Source organism: Paralcaligenes ginsengisoli (assembly GCF_054781135.1).
In genome coordinates, this window is record NZ_BAAGUZ010000015.1 from 1 (window position 1) to 18,942 (window position 18,942).

Genomic DNA, 18,942 nt, shown 5'->3' on the forward strand with positions numbered 1-18,942 from the left:
GGGCCCGCCGAAAGCCCCCGCCTTCCCTTCGTCAGCACCCGGCGCTGGACTACCGCCGGCCTGCACAGCACCGCCCACCCTGCGGCTTGCGTTGAGGCAATGCATAGAGAGAGGCATTGGGGTCATGCACCGAGAGAAACATGCACCAAGAGAAACGTTGAGGTCATGCATCGAGGTATATGTTGGGGTGGTAGCGTTGAGTCAATCGAGTCATGCGCCGAGGTATTCGTGGCCCCGTGATAGCGGTACGGGTGCGAGCACGTTAACTGTTCTAGGGGTGCAGGCCCATAACGTAGATGCAAGCACGTTGATTCCAGGCATGCCATTACGTGAGCCGTCTATCGGGGCTTGGGGTCAGGGCCGGCGTAAGGCGTGCGCCGGATGCTACCGTAGGGAAGGCGGGGGATGTCGGCGGGCGCTGTCTGAGCCCAGCCTCGCGAGGCTGGGCGAGTTCGCCCGACGCCCGCCTGGACGAGGTAGATCCGGATCAAGCACGCCGTGCCGGTCCTGACCCCAAGCCCCGATAGACGGCGTCTTTAAATACCAATACTCATCCATCAAAGAATGCCACAAACAACTCGATCCAAAAATGCACTAGCGCCGGTCCTCGTGAAATTCGGTGTGCAGGCTGACGCGGGCGGCAAGTTCCTGGCCGGGCTGGAGCAGGGTTCCACCGACCTCGTGTCGTGGGTATTGACTCATCAGATTGAAGCAGTCCGTTGTGTTGCTGACTGGTTCAACGCAAAACCAGTCGACTCCGGAAGGGCTGTAGAGCACCACATAATCAAAGGGCGTATCGGTATGCATGGTCAGGGAACGCGCCTGATCGGGCCAGTGGATCACGGCGTGATGCGACCAATCGAGAAATACATTGTCCAGTACGTGGTCGTCGACGCGGGTTCCATGGGCCAGTTCGGAGGCGGCCGGATGGGGGGCGATATACAGCGGCATGACTTCCTGATCGTTGAACCAGGCCTGCCCGACGCTTGTCGTCAGGGTCGTATGCGCGTTGCGAGGAAAATAAGGGTGGTGGCCGATTCCCGCCGGCATGGTCTGGTCGCCGGTATTGCGTACGCGCAGAACTATCGATAGCTCATGCTCATTCAAGGCGAACTCTTGCTCGGTCACGAATGAAAATGGCCAGGCATCGGGGACGTGTTCGTAGCGCAGCAAGGCGCTTGACGGTGTTGCATGCACGATTTGCCAGGGCTTGTAGCGGCCTATGCCGTGAATCGCATGAGGCGAGCTCGGGCTGTTTGGCGGCAGCGTTATTTGCCGGCCTTCGAACATGAACGTGCCGTTGCGCAGGCGGCTGCTCCAGGGGACCAGCGGAAAGCTGGCCATGGCCGATACCGCTCCGGCCGTGACGGCGTCCATGGGCACAGGACGCAGCCAGTTGACGGTTTCGCCCCGGCGGAGGTCGTGGTAAGCCACGATGGATCCGCCGATCTGCGGAGCGAGCACGAGTTCGGCCTGGCCGGCATTCAAATGCAATAAGGAGGTGGTAGTGGGCACGATAGAAGTAATGTCCGGGTTGTTTACGATATTATGGGACAGGGCGAAAATGGCATTCGCGTCAGCCTGAAAGCTGCATCGGCCTCTCATTTTCGCCTATCTCGGTTTCTTCGGCAAAATTTCTTCGGCAAAGCGAGCAAATCATGGACACTGTTTTTTCGAAAATCATTCGCGGTGAAATTCCCTGCGCCAAAGTTTACGAAGACGATTATGTGTATGCCTTCATGGATGCGGGCCAAGTCAATCCGGGCCACGTGCTGGTTGCAAGCAAGAAGCCTTATGAAACCCTTATGGATGCCGATGAGGAGTCAGCGGCGGCCATGATGCGTGCCGCCCATAAAATCGCCCGCGCGGTGCAGGCGGCGTTCGAGCCGCAAGGCATGACAATTCTGCAGGCCAATAAACCTGCCGGCTGGCAGACAGTGCCGCATTTGCATTTGCATGTATTGCCGCGTTACGAGGATGACGGAGTCGGCCTGATCTGGCCACGCAAGGAGCCTGGCCTGGAAGCGCTGCGGGAGTACGCGAGCCAAATCAAGCTTGCCTGAGCGGGGAATTGGCCGCCTTCGCTTATTTGCCTGCGTAAGGTCTGCGTAAGATACATCGCTTACATATAGTATCTGGCACGAAAATGCCCGCTGTAAGTGGTTCCGAAATCGCATTGCCCAATAGGGACCGAATGAAGGTTTTCCCTATGATTAAAACACTATGTTTTTTTATCTCGGCACGATATATTGAAAAGAAAATATCGTAACCAGATATAAATGCAGCGTGGCGGTAAATGTGAAACACATAACCGGGTATGCGTGCTGTCCGCAAGCTCAAAAGCTGTTGGCTTGCCGCGCTATCGCACCGCTCCGGCGTCGGTTGCCAAAACCGGCGTCAAGTTTTGCAGAGCAATTTTGTTTACACACAAAGGAGATTAGGATGGATGACAACAAAGAGGGTATGGACAGCCAGCAAGGCGGTGTTGATCGCCGCACAATGCTCAAGATGGGTCTGGGTGCCGCGGGCGGGGCATTGATTGCGGGCGCGCCGGGCTTGGTGTTGGCCGCAGACAAGGCGCCGGTGGGAAATTACCCGGCAGGCGTAAGTGGCGACTCGGTTTTTGTGGGGCTCACACTTGATCTGACCGGCCCGTATTCGGCTGAAGGGGCTGATGAGCAAAAGGGCTACGAGCTTGCCATCGAGCAACTCAATGCCGGGGCTCCGGAAATTCAGAAAATTTCGCCTCTTACCAAAAAAGGCATCCTGGGAAAAACGGTCAAATATGGCGTCATCGACGCCGAAACCAAACCTAATTCGGCGGTGCAGGCGGCCACCCGCTTCATTCACGAAAACAAGGCCATGATGATCTCCGGCAGCGTCAGCAGCGCTGTGGCGATCGCACTGCAAAAAGTCTGCGATCGTGAAAAAACCATTTATCTCGCGGCTATCAGCGGCTCCAACGAAACGACTGGCGTGGATTGCCAGCGCTATGGCTTCCGGCTGTGCTATTTTGCCTATTCGGCAGCCAAGGCGATTTCGCCTGTACTGGCCAAATCCATGGGCAAGAATCGCAAGGCCGTGTACCTGGTTCCCGATTACACCTACGGTCACACCACCTACGATTCGATGAAAGAATTCACCGAAAAAGAGGGCTGGAAAACCGTCGGTCAACAGGTCCATCCCCTGGGCGCCAAAGACTACAGCTCCTATCTGATCAATATCGCCAATAGCGGAGCCGATACGCTGGTGGTCATCGATTACGGTGCGGATGCCGCCAACTCGATCAAACAGGCCAAGCAGTTCGGCATTCTCGACAAAATGAGCCTGGTTGTGCCATACATGGCACCGTTCCTCGGGGAAGAGCTCGGGCCTGAAATCATTCAAGGCGTATACGGCGCTACGGGATTCTGGTGGACACTGCAAGACAAATACCCGATAGCCAAAGACTTTGTTACGGCGTTTGAAAAGAAATTCAAACAGAAGCCGCACGATTCCGCCTATATCGCCTACCTGAACACAGCTCTGTGGGCCGATGCAATCGAGCGTGCCGGTACCTTCTATCCGCCCGACGTCATCAAATCGTACGAAAAAGGCCAAAAGCGTCAAGGCCCGGTCGGAGAAGTCTGGTTCCGTCCTGAAGATCATCAGGGGGTCATCAATTTCCCGATCGTTCGAGGCAAGAAACCGGCCGACATGAAAGACAAGTCCGATCTGTTTGACATCGTCGCGGTTGTCGATGGCGCCGCGGTGGTACCGCCGGTCGGCCATTTCGGCTGCAAGCTGGGTTCGTACGTTTAAGGTCGGCGACGGCCGTTAGTGCAATACACATAACAAAAAGGGAGGATTGAATGCCAAGCATGTCGTTGTTTTTATCGCAGCTGTTTAACGGGCTCGCAACGGGTCTGTTGCTGGCACTGATCAGCACTGGCTTAACTATTATCTACGGCACGCTTGGCGTTGTTAATTTTGCACACGGGGCCCTGTTTGTGGTTGGGGCTTATGCCGGCTTCACGGCTTATGGTCTTACAAATTCGTTTTTGATAGCCATTGTGGTTGGCGCACTGGTCGCGCTCGTGATTGGTCTGTTCATCGAGCGCGGTGTGGTGCGCCTTTATTACGGTCGTCCGCCGGAAGACCAGATCCTGGTTACCTTCGGCATAGGCATTGTGCTGGTGGAGATTGTTCGGGGGATTTACGGCGGGGTCAGCCTGTCGGTGCCGACGCCCACCTGGGGCACTGGCATTGTGCACATAGGCTCCCTGATTTACCCGCTTTATCGTCTCGAAGCCCTGGCCATTTCCGCCGGCACCCTGATAGCGCTTTATTTCGTGTTGTATCGAACCAGCCTGGGCCTGATCGTGCGCGCCGGGATAGAAGACTCCCTTATGGTCAATATCCTGGGCATTAACGTCAAGCGTATCTTTTTGCTGGTGTTCGGTATTGGGGCCATGGCTGCCGGCTATGCCGGCGTCATCGACTCACCCATCGTTACGCTGGCGCCCGATATGGGCTTCCGGGTACTTGTCGATTCGTTCGTTGTGGTTGTCATCGGTGGCGTGGGGTCGTTCCCTGGCGCTATTGTCGGTGGCATTATCGCCGGCGAAATTCTCAGTCTTACTTCCATGTTTGATCCTGCTTATTCCGATGTGATGTTGTTTGTTGTGATGGCGCTGGTTCTGATTTTCCGGCCTCAAGGCATTATGGGGCAGGAGGGTCGCGAATGAACGCTCTTAATCGACCGGGCGCGTTGCTGCGCCGGCAAATTCCCGAAATGGTCGTCGGAGTCTGCCTGATTGCCGCGCCCTTCATACTGCCCAGTTTAGGTATCGGCGCCGACCTGATGACGCGCATACTGATATGGGGCCTGTTCGGCCTGGGCTTCGACTTGTTGTTCGGCTATACGGGTTTGCTATCGTTCGGCCAGGCGGCCTTCTACGGCACAGGCGGTTTCGTGACCGCTTATCTGTTGACATCAGGTATCGTTCCCCACATGTTGCTGGCATTGCTGGTCGGCACCATACTTGCTTCGGTGGCGGGCCTGATCATCGGCTACCTGACCTTGCGTCGCACGGGCATTTATTTCGCCATGAGTACTCTGGCCTTCGGCGAGATGTTCTTCTTTCTTGAAAATTCATCTTTCAAGAATTACACCGGCGGCGAAAACGGAATTGCCGGCGTGCCGCCTCCGCAGATAGGGTTGGGATTCACGACGCTGCATATTTCCAGCGGCTGGCCCATGTACTGTTTCGTGGCGGTGTTTTTCTACGTTGGCTACCTTATTGCGCGCCGCATTGTGCGGTCGCCGTTTGGCATGGTGCTCAAGGCCATTCGCGGGAATCCGAAGCGCGCCGTCGCGCTTGGGCACTCGATAAACAGCTACAAGCTTACTGTCTTTGTGATTGCCGCCGCGTATGGCGGTTTGGCGGGCGGCCTGCTGGGCGTGTTCCAGGCCTATATGCCACCCGACGCTTTTTCGCTGGACACCTCGTCGCAACTTGTTATCCAGACCGTCATGGGCGGGGCCGGCACTTTGCTGGGCCCATTGCTGGGTGCGACGATCTGGTTGTACTTATATGAAGGGCTGCAGAATATTTCCAGTATCGGCGCCTACTGGAAATTAATCCTGGGGGTTATATTCGTCATACTCGTAACGGTCTTTCGCCACGGGGTTGGCGGAGCCCTGATCCAGGCTTTTATGCGGAAGCGCTCGCCGACGGAATCCGACGAGCTGCTTGCCCAGGGCAAGCAGCCGGTTGCTCCCCTGGCGATTGTCCCCGCAAAGGCCCAGGACGCAAATGCGCCCGTACTCGAGGCTCGCGGCATCACCAAGCAGTACGGTGGCCTGACGGCGGTCAGCGATGTGTCGTTTTCCCTTGCGGAAGGCGAACTGCGTGGCGTCATCGGTCCCAATGGGGCGGGCAAGTCCACCTTTTTCGCCATGCTGGCGGGCGAGCTGGCCACTACCAAGGGCCAGGTATTTTTCCGCGGACAGGAAATCACCGGTATCGGGGTTACGGCGGTTTGTCAGTTGGGCATGAGCAAAAGCTATCAGATCAATCAACTGTTCGAGTCGCTGACAGTGCGCCAGAATACGGTCATTCCGGTACTGGCCCGCAACCGCGGGCGGTTCCGCCCGGATATGTTGCGTGGCCTGCATCGCGTCAAAAACCTTGACGACCAGGTCATGGCGGCGATTGAACTGGTCGGGCTGTCGCATCGGGCGGACTCCCTGGTGTCGGAATTGCCTTATGGCGAGAAGCGCCGCCTGGAAATCGGCCTGGCGCTGGCCACCGGGGCCAACGTCCTGTTGTTTGACGAACCTTTGGCGGGTCTTGGACCAGAAGAGCGCGTGCATGTCGTGGCGTTGCTTAAATCGATACGCAAGGGCCGCAGCATGGTAATCGTCGAGCACGATATGGATGCCATGTTCGAGCTGGCCGAGCGCATTACTGTACTTTATGAAGGCCGCAAGCTGGCGGAAGGCACTCCCGATGAAATTCGGGCTGATTCCGCAGTTCAGGCAGCATATCTCGGAGGGATGGACGAGCATGAGTCTGCTTGAGGTTGAAAAAATCAATAGTTATTACGGGGATTCCCACATTCTCTTCGACGTCTCCATGCGCGTCGAAGAGAACGAGGTGATTGCCCTGTTGGGCCGCAACGGGGCCGGCAAGAGCACTACGCTAAAGTCCCTGATGGGAGTCGTGAAACCTAAAAGCGGAGTCATACGCCACAATGGCACCGAGGTGCAGCACATGTCTCCGCATGAATTGGCCAAGCTCGGGATTCAACTCGTGCCTGAAGAACGGCGTGTCTTTGGCTCGATAACGGTGCACGAGAACCTGCAGCTGGCGGCCATGTCGGCCGAGAACCCCATGTCGTTCGATGCCATCTACGAGACTTTCCCGCGTCTGGCTGAACGCCGGCGCAATCGTGGGAAGGAGCTGTCGGGCGGCGAGCAGCAAATGGTGGCCATTGCCAGGGCCATGATACGCAATGCGCGCATTATCTTGCTTGACGAGCCTTTCGAAGGGCTGGCGCCCCTGATCGTGCGCGATCTGATGCAGGTATGCCGCAAGCTGGCCGATAGCGGGCATACCATTGTCATTGTTGAACAGAACGTGCGCGCAGCCTTATCGTTCGCGCATCGCTGCTACATCATCAACAATGGCCACATGGTGTACGAAGGCAGTCCGGAACAACTGCAGTACGAAAACAGCATTATTCAAAAGTATCTGGGCGTGAAGGTCTAGGGCCTGGGGGCTGCGTTGCGGGTGGCGGCCCGCTTTTGCAATTCTTCAAACGATATCAGCTCTCCAGCCAAGGCACTGGCTGCCACGGTAGGAGGGCTGGCCAGCCAGACTTTGCCGGGGCCCGATCGGCCGGTAAAATTTCGGTTTATGGCACTGACCGTAACCTGATCGGCACGGCTCGACGAGCCGGGGCCGCAATTGGCGCAGGCGCCGCAAGACGGTTCCAGCATGCGGGCTCCCATGGCGCTGAACACGCGATCATAGCCGCGCCCTATGCAGTAATCCCGGACAGCGGTGGTGCCGTATTGCAGGTAAAGTGTCACTGTCGGGGGTATGCGCAAGCCGTGTTCCAGCCCCCAGGCCAGGACGGCATGGTAATGGTCGAAATCGGCACGCTTGCCTGCGGTGCATGAGCCTCCGTAGGCAATATCGATCGCAACATGTTCCCGCAGGTCCCTGATCGAAAGGCCGTTGCCCGGGTCGCCCGGGCGGGCAATCATGGGTGAAATCTGTTCGCAATCGATATGCAGGCTAGCGGCGTAATGGGCGTCTGGGTCGCTGTGCATCCAGGGTTCGATCGGAAATTCAACGCCCCGGCGCTCGCGCAGAAAACGAATCGTTTCCTGATCGGGAGCCACGATTCCAGTCAGGCCGCCCAGTTCTGCCGTCATATTGGTGAGTGTGGCGCGTTCGTCGATCGACAATGATTCGATTGCCGGTCCCGTAAATTCAAAGACCTTGCCTATACCCAGGCCGCTGCGGATTTCCGGCCGTGCCAGCAGTTCCAGGACTATGTCTTTCGCGGTAATGCCGGCGGGAAGCGTGCCGTCGAGCCTGATCAGCAGGGATTCGGGCACGGTCAGGCGAACCGCGCCGGTCACAAAGGCATTGGCCATGTCCGTGGTGCCTACTCCGAATGCCGCGCAGCCCAGGGCGCCGCTGTGCGGGGTATGAGAGTCGGTGCCCACCACGACCTGGCCGGGTAGGGCATAGTGTTCGCTCATCATGGCATGCGAAATGCCGGCGGCATTGCTGCCGTCGCTATGAGCGACTTCGGATTCGCTCAGGGTGCGGTGCGATCGTAAATTGTAGTCGGCGACAAAATCGCGATGAGCCTCGCACATGCGCAGAATGTTCGGCACCAGGCCGCGCGACACGTGCGCAACACTGGTATTTATGTATGAGGTGTGGTCTTCGAAGGCAACAATCGATTCTTTGTCTCGCAGAGTGACCGGCTTGCCGAACGTGGAGTGCAGCATGTGGGCGCACATGCCGGTGTAGTACTCGTGTATGAAACGCCAGTCGGCTCGTATAAAAATACCGGCGCCAGGCGTAGTCGTGAACCTGGCATGTTCGGTTTCAAGCATATGGCGTGCGACGATTTTCTCGAACAGGGTTTGCGGTTTTTTGCTGCATGATGGCGTAACGCTGACGACGTGTTCCATGTGCTTGCGGCCGAAACGCAGCAAGCCGCCGCAGGCCAGGATATTGGCGGCCAGCGCTTCGCGATCTTTGACCAGTTCTTCGAGCGAAATGGCTTCGCCGTTCTGGATGCGTTCGATCAGCCCGAAATCGGTCGACGTGATCAATCCGATGTTGTCGGCATTCTGCCGGTAAAGCCTTTCGAAACTTTCGGCGATCACAAGCCTGATGCCCGCCAGCTTTTCCGCGGCAGGACTATGTTCGCGCGAGGAGCCCTTGCCATAGCGCTTGCCGCTCACGGTCACCTCGAAGCCGCCATTCAGAATGGCGTCTGGACCAATGGGCGTCTCGTTGTTTGCCTGTACGCCGGTATAAGGGTAGCGTCCGAGTTTCTCGTCGTAATGCGCCAGAACGGGCATGGGCGTGATTTCGTCGGTGGAAATATCGTCGCGCAGCGGCAGGGCGTCGGACAGGCGCAACTTGCATCCATCGAGCTGCGCCGCAATAGCGCCAGGCCTGGAGGACAGGAACAGGATGCGCCCAAATGGCGTCGGTTTTGGAAAGCTTGCGGTCGTCATGGTTGAATTGTGTCGCGAACCCGTAAAGTGAACAAGTGCTCAGACATGACAGGGGTCATCGCGGATGGCGACGGCTCAATCTTTGAGGGCTTCTATCAGCTCTTGCACGGCGCGGTGCCGGGGTGATTTGCGCAAAGCGTAAATGCACAATTCGCGGGATGCCCAGGTTTCGGCCAGCGGACGCCGTACAAACTTGCGCGAGCCGGCGTAAGCCGTGACGGCGCTTTGCGGCATGATGGCGATTCCCAGGCCGACCTCGATCATGCGGCAGGCTATGTCGAAGCTGCTGACCACCACGGCGGGCTTGAACTGGTTGTCGATCTTGGCGGTATGGGCGGTAAGCAGCGTGTCCAGAGCACCTCCTGGATGAACCCAGATCAGGGGATACTGCATGGTCTTGGCAAAATCGAGCCTGTTTGCTTTGCTTAAGGGATGTTCGCCGGGCAGGACGACAATCAAGGGATCGTTGGCAAACGGCCACGATTCCAGCCCGGCGGACGAATCCGTCTTGACACACACTCCGATGTCCGCCTCGTCGTCCAGGCAGGCGCGTACGACATCGCGCGTGTCGCGTTCCGCGAGCGTTATCTGCACGGACGGATGGGACGCGCTGAAGGCCTTGAGCCGTTCGGGTAAAAAACCAATCATGGACGACATGTTGGCGAATAACCGAACCACCCCGCTGATCTGGCCATCGAGTTCGAGCACTTCGCGTGCCAAAGCTTGCAGATCCTTGTCGATCAGTTGGCCTCGTTCCCGCACCACAGCCCCCGCTCGAGTCAGCTCTATGCCTTTGGGCGAGCGCACCAGCAGTTTGACGCCAAACGCGTGCTCCAGATCGGCTATGCGGCGACTCAGCGCCGATGGCGCGATGTTTTCCCTGGCCGCCGCGCGCGCGATTGATCCTTCGGCAGCAGTCGTGACAAAAAGGCGGAGGCTATACGGATCGATGCGGCGAGCCATGGGTTTTCCAGATCTTGAGATTATGGGCGTCGAGCAGTGCAGTTTAGCGCAGCGGGCATCGGCATCGCGATTGGAGATAGGGGGCATCACCAATTAACTCTACGGGGTTCGATAACGACCTTCTAGAATCGAAGGCGATTATTGGGGAACATTTGCGATTCGATATTCATCGGCAGGCGCCCCTGATTATCGCGCCCATTAAATAAGGAGACAAAATGAAATTGATTTACCGAATCGTGTCCTCGTCCGTGCTGGGCCTGGGCTGTATTGTCGCTGTTGCGCCCAGCCTTGCCGCCGGCACTTATCCTGACCGCCCCATTCGCCTGATTGTGACCAGCGCTCCGGGTTCCGGCCTGGATCTCGTGGCGCGCGCTATCTCTCCCGATTTGGGGCGGGTGCTGAAGCAATCGGTCGTCGTCGAAAACAAGGCAGGCGCAGCCGGTATTCCTGGAACCCGCGATATCGTGACTTCCAAAGCCGACGGCTATACGCTGGGATTGGTGTCGTCGAATCATGCGATCAATCCAAGCGCCCATGCCAGCCTGCCTTATGACACGGTCAGGGATATTACTCCCATCACCATTATTGGATCGGTTCCGGTGGTGTTGACGGTACCTAAAAATTCCCCGTTCCATACCGTGGGCGATTTGCTCAAGGCAGCCAAGGCCAGGCCGGGCGCCATCAATTTCGGCTCCTCCGGGCCAGGCAGCGCATTGGATATCGCGGGTCTGATGCTGGAAAAGAAGGCCAATATCAAACTTATGCATATTCCGTATCGTGGGGGCAATGCCTTGACGACGGACCTGATGTCCGGGCAGGTGCAGACAGCCTTTTTGGCCATTTCCACCGCCGAGGCACAGATCAAGGCAGGCACCATAAGGGCGCTGGCCGTGAGCACCGCGGAACGCGTCCCGTCTTTGCCGAATGTGCCGACCCTGACTGAGTCGGGGGTTGCGGGTTACCAGTATGTGCCATGGATCGGCTTGATCGGTCCGGCCGGACTTCCCGCCGCTGTCGTGAAACGGCTTCAGGCCGAGGTCCACCATGTTATAGGCTTGAAAAAGGTCGAGCAGCAATTTGCCATCCAGGGATTCAATCCCAGTGGCACTTCGTCAGCGGAATTCCTGAACACCTTGCAAAGCGAAATTGCCTCGACTCAGGAACTGATGGGCAATCCGGCCTTGGCGCGCAACGATGGGCAAGCCGCGACCGACGCGCGTGCACACAAGCAGGCGCCGCGATAGCGACCGCGCAATAACGGGCTTGGCCCGTCCCCCGCCTGATCCGCCGGGCATTTGACGTGCCCGAAGTTCTGTACTTTAATCAAGGCGCTTCCACACATAGACTGCGAGCCTCTATTGAAGTGAGCAGCATTGAATGGGAGAAAATCATGAAATCGGCGGAAGGAACGGGCGCTCTCGAAAAGGCTTTGGATGTGCTGGATGCGATTGGTTCGACTCCGGCAGGCTTGAGTCAGTCCGAGCTGTCGGCCAGGCTGGATGTGCCGCGCGCTACGCTTTATCGATTGTTGTCGACCCTGGTGGCCCGTGGCATGGTGCGCCGCGATCCTTTGCGCCGGGTCTATTGCCTGGGTTTGCGCTGTTTTGAAATGGCGCGGCAAACCTATGCCATGCCCGATCTTGTGGCCGCCGCCTTGTCCGAGATGCGGCTTTTGCGCGATCTGACCGGCGAGACCGTTTACCTGGCTACGATGGAAGGTGGGGAAGCCGTTCTGCTGGAACGTGTCGAAGGAGTGCATGCACGCCGCTCGTCGACCGCCTTGGGCGAACGCAAACCCTTGCATTGCACCAGCCAAGGCAAGGCGATCTTGTCGGCGCTGGATGAAGGCACACGCGAATCGATAGTCAAAGATCTATATTTGAAGAGCATCACACCGTTTACGATTACCGATCGCCGGCGTTTGAATGCGGAAATCCGCTTGACCGCGGCACGAGGCTACGCCATCGACGATGAAGAAATCGTGCCGGGAGTACGGTGTGTCGGAGCCCCGATCCGCGACGCGCAGGGCGAGGTCAAGGGAGCCATCAGCCTGGCGGGGCCGGCTTATCGCCTGACTCGCGAGCGGCTCGATTTGCTGGGGCCCGAACTTATTCAAACAGCGCATCGCATCGGCATGCAACTGGGTGTCAGATCGACCGTGGACCGGAATCACGATGTGGTTCCGGTGGAAGGGTCCTGGGCTTTTCACGGCGCCCATCCGGTCTGGTCCGAGTCGCGCCAGTGCCTGTATTGGGCCGATACCCTGGCCGCCTCGGTGCGGGTCATGAAAAACGGTCGCGACAGCCAGCTTCTGAAGCTTGATTCGCCTGTTACCAGCATGGCGCTGTCAGGCTGCAATATATTGGTAACGCATCAAACAGGGCAGTTGATGATCAGCCCCACAGGCAAGGTCAGCACGAATTTTCCTTTTTTTGTGAAGGATATCGTTGCTTCGTGCGAGGCGGAAGAAACCGAGATGTGGGTGGCAATCCGGGTCGCCGAGTCGGAATGGCAGGTCGGTTGCGTCGGCAAATATGGCTATTTCCAACGCTCCTGGTCGTTCAGGGAGCCTATAGCCTGCTTGCGCTGGAACCGTCAGCAAGCCTGCTTTTATGCAACGGCCCCCGAATCCGGGGCTGTGTATATTCTGAGTCCTGGGTCGCCCGTAGTACGCAGGCTTATTTCCGTGCCCAGCGGCTCGGGCAGCCTGAGCGGGCTGGCGATCGAACAAAGCGGGGATATCTGGCTGGCTCTAAAAGATGGTTGGAGTGTTGTGCGGATATCGGCCGACGGCACCATAGACAAGGTCGTGGGGCTGTCGGTGCCGTGTCCGACGGATCTGGCTTTTGGCGGGGCGGATGGGAAAACGCTGTTCGTCACCACTTCACGGCAGTGGGTGCCCATGGACATCGTTTTGAGCGCGCCCTTGTCCGGCAAACTGCTGTCGATCAATACGCACTGATTTCCGACCGGCCATTAAAAAAGAGGTATCGAATCATCGACACCTCCCTGGCGCTTACCTAGTGCTTACCTAGTGCTTACTGAGGTGTGATCTTGGCGTATTTGATCACTTCGCCCCAGCGATTGATTTCGTCACGCATAAAATCAGCATACTGTTTCGGGCTGGAAGCAACCACCACGAAGCCCTGCGCTTCAAGTTTTTGCTTGACGTCGGGCGAGTTCAAGCCTTCCACCAGAGCCTTGTTCAGCTTGTCGATAATGGGTTGAGGAGTGCCTTTGGGGGCTGAGATACCTGCCCAAGAGGTAGCCACGAAGCCGGGATAGCCGGACTCGGCAACGGTGGGGACTCCCGGATACTTTGGATTGCGCTCGGCGCTGGAGACAGCCAGGGCGCGCAGTTGGCCGCTTTGTACATAGGGCAGTGCCGCATCCTGGTTGATGAACATGGTTTGTACTTGGCCGCCGATAACCGCCGTGAGTCCAGGGGCTCCGCCTTTGTATGGAATACCGACAATCTTGAGCGGCTTGCAAGCGGAATCTTTAGGCTGGTTGGGGCATTTGTTGGCGGCCTGCATCAGCATTTCCATGGCAAGGTGCCCGGAAGCCGCATAGGTCATCGCAAAATTGACTTCGCCGGGATGCGCCTTGCCGTATTCGACAAATTCCTTGAGTGTTTTTGCCGGGAACTTGGGGTTGACAACCAGTACGTTCGGGCCCGCGTTGATCTGTGTAATCTGTATGAAATCTTTGTTCGAATCGTACTGCAGCTTTTTATACAGGGTTTGCGCGATGGCGTTGGAGCCCACTCCCGAAAGCAGCAGGGTATAGCCATCGGGCTTTGCCCGTGAGGCGGCTTCGGTGCCGATCACACCGCCCGCGCCGCCGCGGTTTTCCACGACCACAGTCTGGCCGAGTTTTTTGCCGATGATATCGGCGGCAATGCGCCCCATGATGTCGCTGGTGCCGCCGGCCGGAAAGGGAACAATCATCTTGATCGGGCGGTCGGGGTAATTGCCGGCATCGGTAGCGGCGAAGGCGGGGCTCAAGGCTCCAAGCCCCAGGGCCAGTGCGGCGGCAATGCCGAATTTTTTACGAAACATTCTAGTCTCCAGATTGTTGTTGAACCAGTCGATAATGCCAATACGGCCTTCGGCGTGCCGGCATAATGAGCCAGGCATGGTTTCAGCCCGAGCATTTGCCCCGTATTGAAATCGTTGAATCAATTCTGGGAGAAAGCGGATTTCTTGACAACCGGTACCCCACCCAAGAAGCCGGTTTGTCTCATTGGTTGGGATAAATCGGCAGTTCTGAGGGTTTTTGCGGAGCCGGGGAAGATTGCCATGCTATTCCCGTTCCTATGAGGCTGGGTATGAAAGGTATGGCTAGCGCGCAGCGAGCATTTCATCGTCGACCTTGAGCCTGGCCGCGTAATCTCGTAATGCCTGTAGTGTCGAAGGACTAACGGGTACGCCATGCTTGCGGGCATGGGCAATGTTCCTGTCCGCCTTTTCGCCTGGCAGTCGTACCGGCTGATTTGGGTCGATCGGCGGATTGGCGCGGCACTCTTGCGCCAGGAATTCCATTTGCTCGACGAAGGATTCACGGCCCGCGAAGGCGTCCGGATCGATCAATTGCAGATAGACGCTGGCGCCCCAGCGTTCAGGCGCGTCTTTGCGGCCGAATCCGCTCAGTCCTTGGGTCAGCGCCTCTACCATGAGTGCCAGGCCGAAGCCCTTGTGGCCGGCTTCGACACCACCCAGCAGCATCAGGCTGCCACGGGGCGTGGTTTGCTCAAGGTAGCGGGGATCGTGAGTGGGCTTGCCCTGCGGGTCGAGAAGCCAAGCCTGCTCGAATAGTCCGCCCGCCTGCGCTTTTTCCCGCGTCATTGAGACGGTAGTGATCGACGCGCAGGTATCCACCAGTACCGGGGACTGCGCGGTGGGGTAGCCAATGGCAATGGGGTTGGGACTGAATAGCGGCACCGTCCCGCCATAAGGCGCAACGTATTTGCCATGCGGTCCGGAGGAAAGCAGCATGGCATAGTACCCGCGATCGGTTGCCTGTTTCACCAGCGCAGCCAGACAGCCTATATGGTGGCTGCGGCGGATGGAAAAGGTGACCACGCCATGCTGCGGCAGGCGTTCGAAGCCGGTCTGCAAGGCGGTTTCCACCAGCCAGAGGCCGGGCAGATAGTTGCCGTCCCAGACGACGGTCGGGCCGGTATCTTTGACCACCGTGTAGTCGCCGCTGGCAGACATGCCGCCTTGTTCCAGTTGGTCCAGATAGGGCTTGCATTGCGCCAGGCCATGGGTGGTGCGGCCCATCATGTCGGTCAGTACAAGCAGCCGGGCCACACATGCGGCCCGTGGCGATGCCAGCCCCGCCGCTGTGAACAGGCCGGTTGCCAATGCCGTCAAAGCGTCGGCTTGAAAGTAGCGAGGCTGTTGTTCTGCCATGAGTATGTTTCCAATATTGTCTTTGTCGCGTCGAAATGACAGCGTTATCATTTGTGGCACGCTAGCACTGCCAATTTGAAAGAGCAAGTTTCGTTTATTGGCGTGGCCGCGACCGCGTGTCGGGGTTACGCGCTTGGCCGTTCCACGGAACCTTGAATGCTTTTGCGGAGCCGGCCTATTTTTGCGGAGCAAGAAAAAGCCCCCCGATTTCTCGAAGGGCCTGCAATTCCTGGGTGACAATCGTTTTGTTACTCGCTGCCTTCCTCCCGTGTAATTGATAAATCACATTCCCAGTGGAAGGTTATTGCCTTGATGTTGTTGCGCTTGTCGCTTGCTGAGCCTGTGCCAGCGTATCCAGATAGCCCAGTCAATCGGGTATTACTGGTATTTTCCAATGGCTGCACGTCAAACTGCCAGCCGCCACCGCTCTCACCACCGTAGATTGACTGGCCCGTGCTGGTGGTAAAGCCCAGAGCATTGATAAGGCCGGTTTCGTAGCCTTTCGCTGACACGATACGTTCTCCCTGTGCTAGCTCCAAAGGCTTCTCGCCGCCACCGCCTGTGGACCCAACACGCCCTTGCGGAGCTCCGTCTATAGTCAGTTCAAGGGCATCCACCAAGGTGCCTGTCCACAAGGTGGCACGGCTGATTGAGCCTGATTCCGCCGTTTGGCTAAATGTTGGAACATTCTGGTACGCGCCATAAGGTCCCACAGCATAGTTCAATGTGGGAGGTGTGATGGGCTCTGTGGAAGCATTCGGATCGAAGTATTTCCAAAGCTGTCCAATGGCATTGTGAGTGTCCAAGGTTAGCGCCAGCTTATTGAGCACTTGGTCCGAATATTGCTCTTTCAGGTACAACAGATTATTGCAGTTTGGATCGTATGATCGGTACCCGCTGTCTCGGTACCCGTTGTACAGATCAATCAGATATGACGTCTTTGACGCGCCTTCTTCTCGAATCATTATCTGATCCTTGCGTGCCAAAAGGATATTGTCACGTGCGGTATTTATATGTTCTTGGTATTTAGCAATGGAGCTTTGTATTCCTTCTATTAGTTTGTTGCGAGTTTCTGGCGATGGTTCCTTACCGTAGTAATAGACATAATGCTCTAGGTTCTCCCGCAGCGTCGCCAATCGCAAAGTGGCATACGGAACCACAAACAAGTACGTGTTTTGTGGATTTTTGTCTGGAGGCATGAAGAATGATTCTAGATTGTTGATAGTATCGTACAGATTGCGGAAATTCCATGTTTTGTACGATTGATCCTCCTCGGGAACCTCCACATAAGCAATTGCGGCTTTCCGAAGGGTGTCGAGTGAATTCTGGAGCCCGTCATATTTTATCTGCCAGTAGACACCGGCAATAGCCTGGTTCAGATAATTTTGAGCGCACCCCCACAATTGATCATTGTTATTGGGGCTCGGCCAGAAAGCGCCTATGGTGGCAGTAATTAGGCCGCCGATCACCGGGATTTGCTCAATGCCATAGGCTATAACGTTGCGTAAGTAGGAATTGACCGTTTCGGCACTGACAATGTCGTCATCTTCGGCTAACTCTATGGCAATCGGCGTCACGCCACCTTTGCGCGCGTCAACGAACCCCGGTGGATAGTGATCATACATTTTGAAACTTTCAATATCTCCCCCCACGCCGTATTCATCTAAATTTCCTATTTCAGAACTAGGGCCAAAACCTACAGCAACCCCCTGGAAGTCACGTTTCGTGTAAACCCACAGCCAAGTGCGTGAACCCGCTTCAATGAATCCGGTTCGTCTCCTAGTTTGTCCCCGTCCGACTGTTTATAGTCGTCCATGTTATTGACTGACTTCGTAGGCCCTTCGGCGTCGATACGACGAGTTGGCTCTGCAAAGTCATTGTGATCCCAGAATTGCACCCAGCAGCCGTCTGACATAAGAGATTCTCCTTTATGTTCAAAGATAGGTTAGCCTGATTGACTCCCATCGTTCGGCTGGCGATTATTCGCCGATGACCGCACAACACACGTTGTTAGCGACCGTGCAGCTTATATCGACGAAGGAGATCAATTCGTGTCGAAATGTTGTGGCGCTGCACATCGCTCCACATCGTCCCAGATAACAGCTGATACATAGCGTTGATCTAATCAGGTAAATTAGGGTAGCAAAAAGTGTGAATTGCAACAATACAAAGCCCTATTTAATAACTAATCATTACAAGTCAAAATATGCTGTAGTTTCTCCGGTCTGTCTGCTGACGTTCCTTCTCGTTTTTAGCTATGCAGGTGGATGACATTGTCAGCGATGATAGTAGCGGAGTGGACGGCAGCCCACTTCGCGAATTCGTCTATATTGAGATGCCGCCTTTCCCTCCGAACCTTGTTTTTTCCGGCCAGGGGAGCGCCGATCAGGTGTAGTGCAGATTCATCGTTGGCCGAGTGCGGATGGCCCGCTCGCGACACCGGATCTCTTTGGCAAAGCGCTCTGTAAGGTATTGGGCAAGCAGTCTGGCAAGGAACAATGAGAAAATCCCTGCAATACACTTTCCTTGGCGAAGGCACATAGCCGTCTTGTTGACGGATTGGTGGGAACTGCTGATGTTGCCGGTTTTCCACTCTGCAACCATGAGGCCGGCGCTTGTTTTGGCGGCATCAGCGTTCCCAGGCTTGAAGTCTTTCCGCGGTTGGCACTTTGTTGACAAATGGCGGATATGAAAAGGGGTTAGCTGTTGCTAACCCCTTGATATCTTTGGTGGCGCATCCCTGATTCGAACAGGGGACCTGCGGATTATGATTCCGTCGCTCTAACCGGCTGAGCTAATGCGCCAAAGCCCAGAACTATAGCATAATTTAAGATGGATGTGCGGGCCGAGGGGCCGCTTTTCAATTGGATTTTCGCCAAGCCGGCGAGCCCGGGCGGAATGGCTAAAATGGCCTGGTGACATACGAGGGTGGAAATATAAAGGCCCCACCTTTTGGCAGGGCCTTACTGCCTGGATGGCAGTGAACACCGCTAAAAAGCAGTGTTTTATGAACTACCCTTGAGAGTAGTTGAACTGCCTTTGAGGCAGTGACTTCACGATAATACCAATTTTTTTATTTGGCAACTCAGGGCAAATACTAGGTATGAAAATATTATCAATTTGCGTTCTGGCGGCACTGCTTGCCGCCTGCGCCAGCCCGTCTTCGCCGCCGGACACGACAGCAAGGGGAACGTCGAATGCGTCGCCTCGGTCGGGGGTCGAGTTTTATGGAACCATCGATGCAGGAATCGGTTCGCAGCGAATTTCGCGCTAGGGCGCTGGGCCGTGGCCAGGCCGTTGGACCGT

Annotated in this window: 15 protein-coding genes and 1 tRNA gene; 8 read left to right on the top strand and 8 right to left on the bottom strand. The window is 56.5% G+C overall.

The window, feature by feature from the left end; genetic code table 11:
* Nucleotides 1-594: 594 nt before the first annotated feature.
* Entirely contained in the window at nt 595-1,515 is a 921-nt protein-coding gene (locus tag ACYVIS_RS09065) for an aldose 1-epimerase (protein ID WP_460873816.1), read from the bottom strand.
* A gap of 143 nt (nt 1,516-1,658) precedes the next feature.
* Between ACYVIS_RS09065 and ACYVIS_RS09070 the strand changes: the two genes are divergently transcribed.
* From ACYVIS_RS09070 to ACYVIS_RS09090, 5 genes are all read left to right on the top strand, one after another.
* Nucleotides 1,659-2,063, top strand: a complete 405-nt coding sequence (locus ACYVIS_RS09070; protein WP_460873817.1) for an HIT family protein — start codon at nt 1,659-1,661, stop codon at nt 2,061-2,063.
* A gap of 379 nt (nt 2,064-2,442) precedes the next feature.
* Entirely contained in the window at nt 2,443-3,801 is a 1,359-nt protein-coding gene (locus tag ACYVIS_RS09075) for a substrate-binding protein (RefSeq protein WP_232742773.1), read from the top strand.
* A 59-nt stretch (nt 3,802-3,860) separates the two neighbouring features.
* Nucleotides 3,861-4,727: a branched-chain amino acid ABC transporter permease gene (locus tag ACYVIS_RS09080; protein WP_232742774.1), complete on the top strand. Its 867-nt coding sequence runs from the start codon at nt 3,861-3,863 to the stop codon at nt 4,725-4,727.
* Complete coding sequence (locus tag ACYVIS_RS09085; protein WP_460873818.1) at nt 4,724-6,565, top strand: branched-chain amino acid ABC transporter ATP-binding protein/permease; 1,842 nt, start codon at nt 4,724-4,726, stop codon at nt 6,563-6,565. The genes ACYVIS_RS09080 and ACYVIS_RS09085 overlap by 4 nt, the downstream gene beginning before the upstream one ends.
* Nucleotides 6,552-7,256: an ABC transporter ATP-binding protein gene (locus ACYVIS_RS09090; RefSeq protein ID WP_460873819.1), complete on the top strand. Its 705-nt coding sequence runs from the start codon at nt 6,552-6,554 to the stop codon at nt 7,254-7,256. Before ACYVIS_RS09085 ends, ACYVIS_RS09090 begins: the two co-directional genes overlap by 14 nt.
* Here the strand turns inward: ACYVIS_RS09090 and ACYVIS_RS09095 are convergent.
* Both ACYVIS_RS09095 and ACYVIS_RS09100 read right to left on the bottom strand, forming a co-directional pair.
* A complete protein-coding gene (locus ACYVIS_RS09095) occupies nt 7,253-9,256 on the bottom strand; it encodes an aconitase family protein (protein ID WP_460873820.1) in 2,004 nt (667 codons plus the stop codon). The two genes, ACYVIS_RS09090 and ACYVIS_RS09095, sit on opposite strands and share 4 nt — an antisense overlap.
* A gap of 75 nt (nt 9,257-9,331) precedes the next feature.
* Nucleotides 9,332-10,219, bottom strand: coding sequence for a LysR family transcriptional regulator (locus ACYVIS_RS09100; RefSeq protein WP_232742778.1), 888 nt, complete (start codon nt 10,217-10,219; stop codon nt 9,332-9,334).
* 215 nt (nt 10,220-10,434) lie between these two features.
* Here ACYVIS_RS09100 and ACYVIS_RS09105 point away from each other — a divergent pair, with 215 nt between their 5' ends.
* Together ACYVIS_RS09105 and ACYVIS_RS09110 are read left to right on the top strand one after the other, a co-directional pair.
* A complete protein-coding gene (locus ACYVIS_RS09105) occupies nt 10,435-11,463 on the top strand; it encodes a Bug family tripartite tricarboxylate transporter substrate binding protein (RefSeq protein WP_460873821.1) in 1,029 nt (342 codons plus the stop codon).
* Nucleotides 11,464-11,609: 146 nt separating this feature from the next.
* Nucleotides 11,610-13,181: an IclR family transcriptional regulator domain-containing protein gene (locus ACYVIS_RS09110; RefSeq protein ID WP_232742780.1), complete on the top strand. Its 1,572-nt coding sequence runs from the start codon at nt 11,610-11,612 to the stop codon at nt 13,179-13,181.
* A gap of 76 nt (nt 13,182-13,257) precedes the next feature.
* On the opposite strand, the gene ACYVIS_RS09115 is transcribed toward ACYVIS_RS09110, so the two are convergent.
* From ACYVIS_RS09115 to ACYVIS_RS09135, 5 genes are all read right to left on the bottom strand, one after another.
* Complete coding sequence (locus ACYVIS_RS09115; RefSeq protein WP_232742781.1) at nt 13,258-14,280, bottom strand: Bug family tripartite tricarboxylate transporter substrate binding protein; 1,023 nt, start codon at nt 14,278-14,280, stop codon at nt 13,258-13,260.
* 282 nt (nt 14,281-14,562) lie between these two features.
* Nucleotides 14,563-15,636 (bottom strand): Ldh family oxidoreductase, encoded by a 1,074-nt coding sequence (locus tag ACYVIS_RS09120; protein WP_460873822.1) that lies wholly within the window; start codon nt 15,634-15,636, stop codon nt 14,563-14,565.
* Nucleotides 15,637-15,884: 248 nt separating this feature from the next.
* Nucleotides 15,885-17,288, bottom strand: coding sequence for a jacalin-like lectin (locus tag ACYVIS_RS09125; RefSeq protein WP_460873823.1), 1,404 nt, complete (start codon nt 17,286-17,288; stop codon nt 15,885-15,887).
* 733 nt (nt 17,289-18,021) lie between these two features.
* Nucleotides 18,022-18,315, bottom strand: a complete 294-nt coding sequence (locus tag ACYVIS_RS09130) for a PDDEXK family nuclease (protein WP_370635924.1) — start codon at nt 18,313-18,315, stop codon at nt 18,022-18,024.
* A gap of 48 nt (nt 18,316-18,363) precedes the next feature.
* Nucleotides 18,364-18,440 (bottom strand) — tRNA-Met (locus ACYVIS_RS09135).
* 299 nt (nt 18,441-18,739) lie between these two features.
* Here ACYVIS_RS09135 and ACYVIS_RS09140 point away from each other — a divergent pair.
* The gene (locus ACYVIS_RS09140; protein WP_232742792.1) at nt 18,740-18,910 is read left to right on the top strand and encodes a hypothetical protein; all 171 of its coding nucleotides are present in this window, start codon (nt 18,740-18,742) and stop codon (nt 18,908-18,910) included.
* Nucleotides 18,911-18,942 lie beyond the last annotated feature (32 nt).

What these genes read in the sequence shown, in the direction of transcription:
- ACYVIS_RS09070 (WP_460873817.1), top strand. Translation starts at nt 1,659, where the DNA reads ATGGACACTGTTTTTTCGAAAATCATTCGCGGTGAAATTCCCTGCGCC.
- ACYVIS_RS09075 (WP_232742773.1), top strand. Translation starts at nt 2,443, where the DNA reads ATGGATGACAACAAAGAGGGTATGGACAGCCAGCAAGGCGGTGTTGAT.
- ACYVIS_RS09080 (WP_232742774.1), top strand. Translation starts at nt 3,861, where the DNA reads ATGTCGTTGTTTTTATCGCAGCTGTTTAACGGGCTCGCAACGGGTCTG.
- ACYVIS_RS09085 (WP_460873818.1), top strand. Translation starts at nt 4,724, where the DNA reads ATGAACGCTCTTAATCGACCGGGCGCGTTGCTGCGCCGGCAAATTCCC.
- ACYVIS_RS09090 (WP_460873819.1), top strand. Translation starts at nt 6,552, where the DNA reads ATGAGTCTGCTTGAGGTTGAAAAAATCAATAGTTATTACGGGGATTCC.
- ACYVIS_RS09095 (WP_460873820.1), bottom strand. Translation starts at nt 9,256, where the DNA reads ATGACGACCGCAAGCTTTCCAAAACCGACGCCATTTGGGCGCATCCTG.
- ACYVIS_RS09100 (WP_232742778.1), bottom strand. Translation starts at nt 10,219, where the DNA reads ATGGCTCGCCGCATCGATCCGTATAGCCTCCGCCTTTTTGTCACGACT.
- ACYVIS_RS09105 (WP_460873821.1), top strand. Translation starts at nt 10,435, where the DNA reads ATGAAATTGATTTACCGAATCGTGTCCTCGTCCGTGCTGGGCCTGGGC.
- ACYVIS_RS09110 (WP_232742780.1), top strand. Translation starts at nt 11,610, where the DNA reads ATGAAATCGGCGGAAGGAACGGGCGCTCTCGAAAAGGCTTTGGATGTG.
- ACYVIS_RS09115 (WP_232742781.1), bottom strand. Translation starts at nt 14,280, where the DNA reads ATGTTTCGTAAAAAATTCGGCATTGCCGCCGCACTGGCCCTGGGGCTT.
- ACYVIS_RS09120 (WP_460873822.1), bottom strand. Translation starts at nt 15,636, where the DNA reads ATGGCAGAACAACAGCCTCGCTACTTTCAAGCCGACGCTTTGACGGCA.
- ACYVIS_RS09140 (WP_232742792.1), top strand. Translation starts at nt 18,740, where the DNA reads ATGAAAATATTATCAATTTGCGTTCTGGCGGCACTGCTTGCCGCCTGC.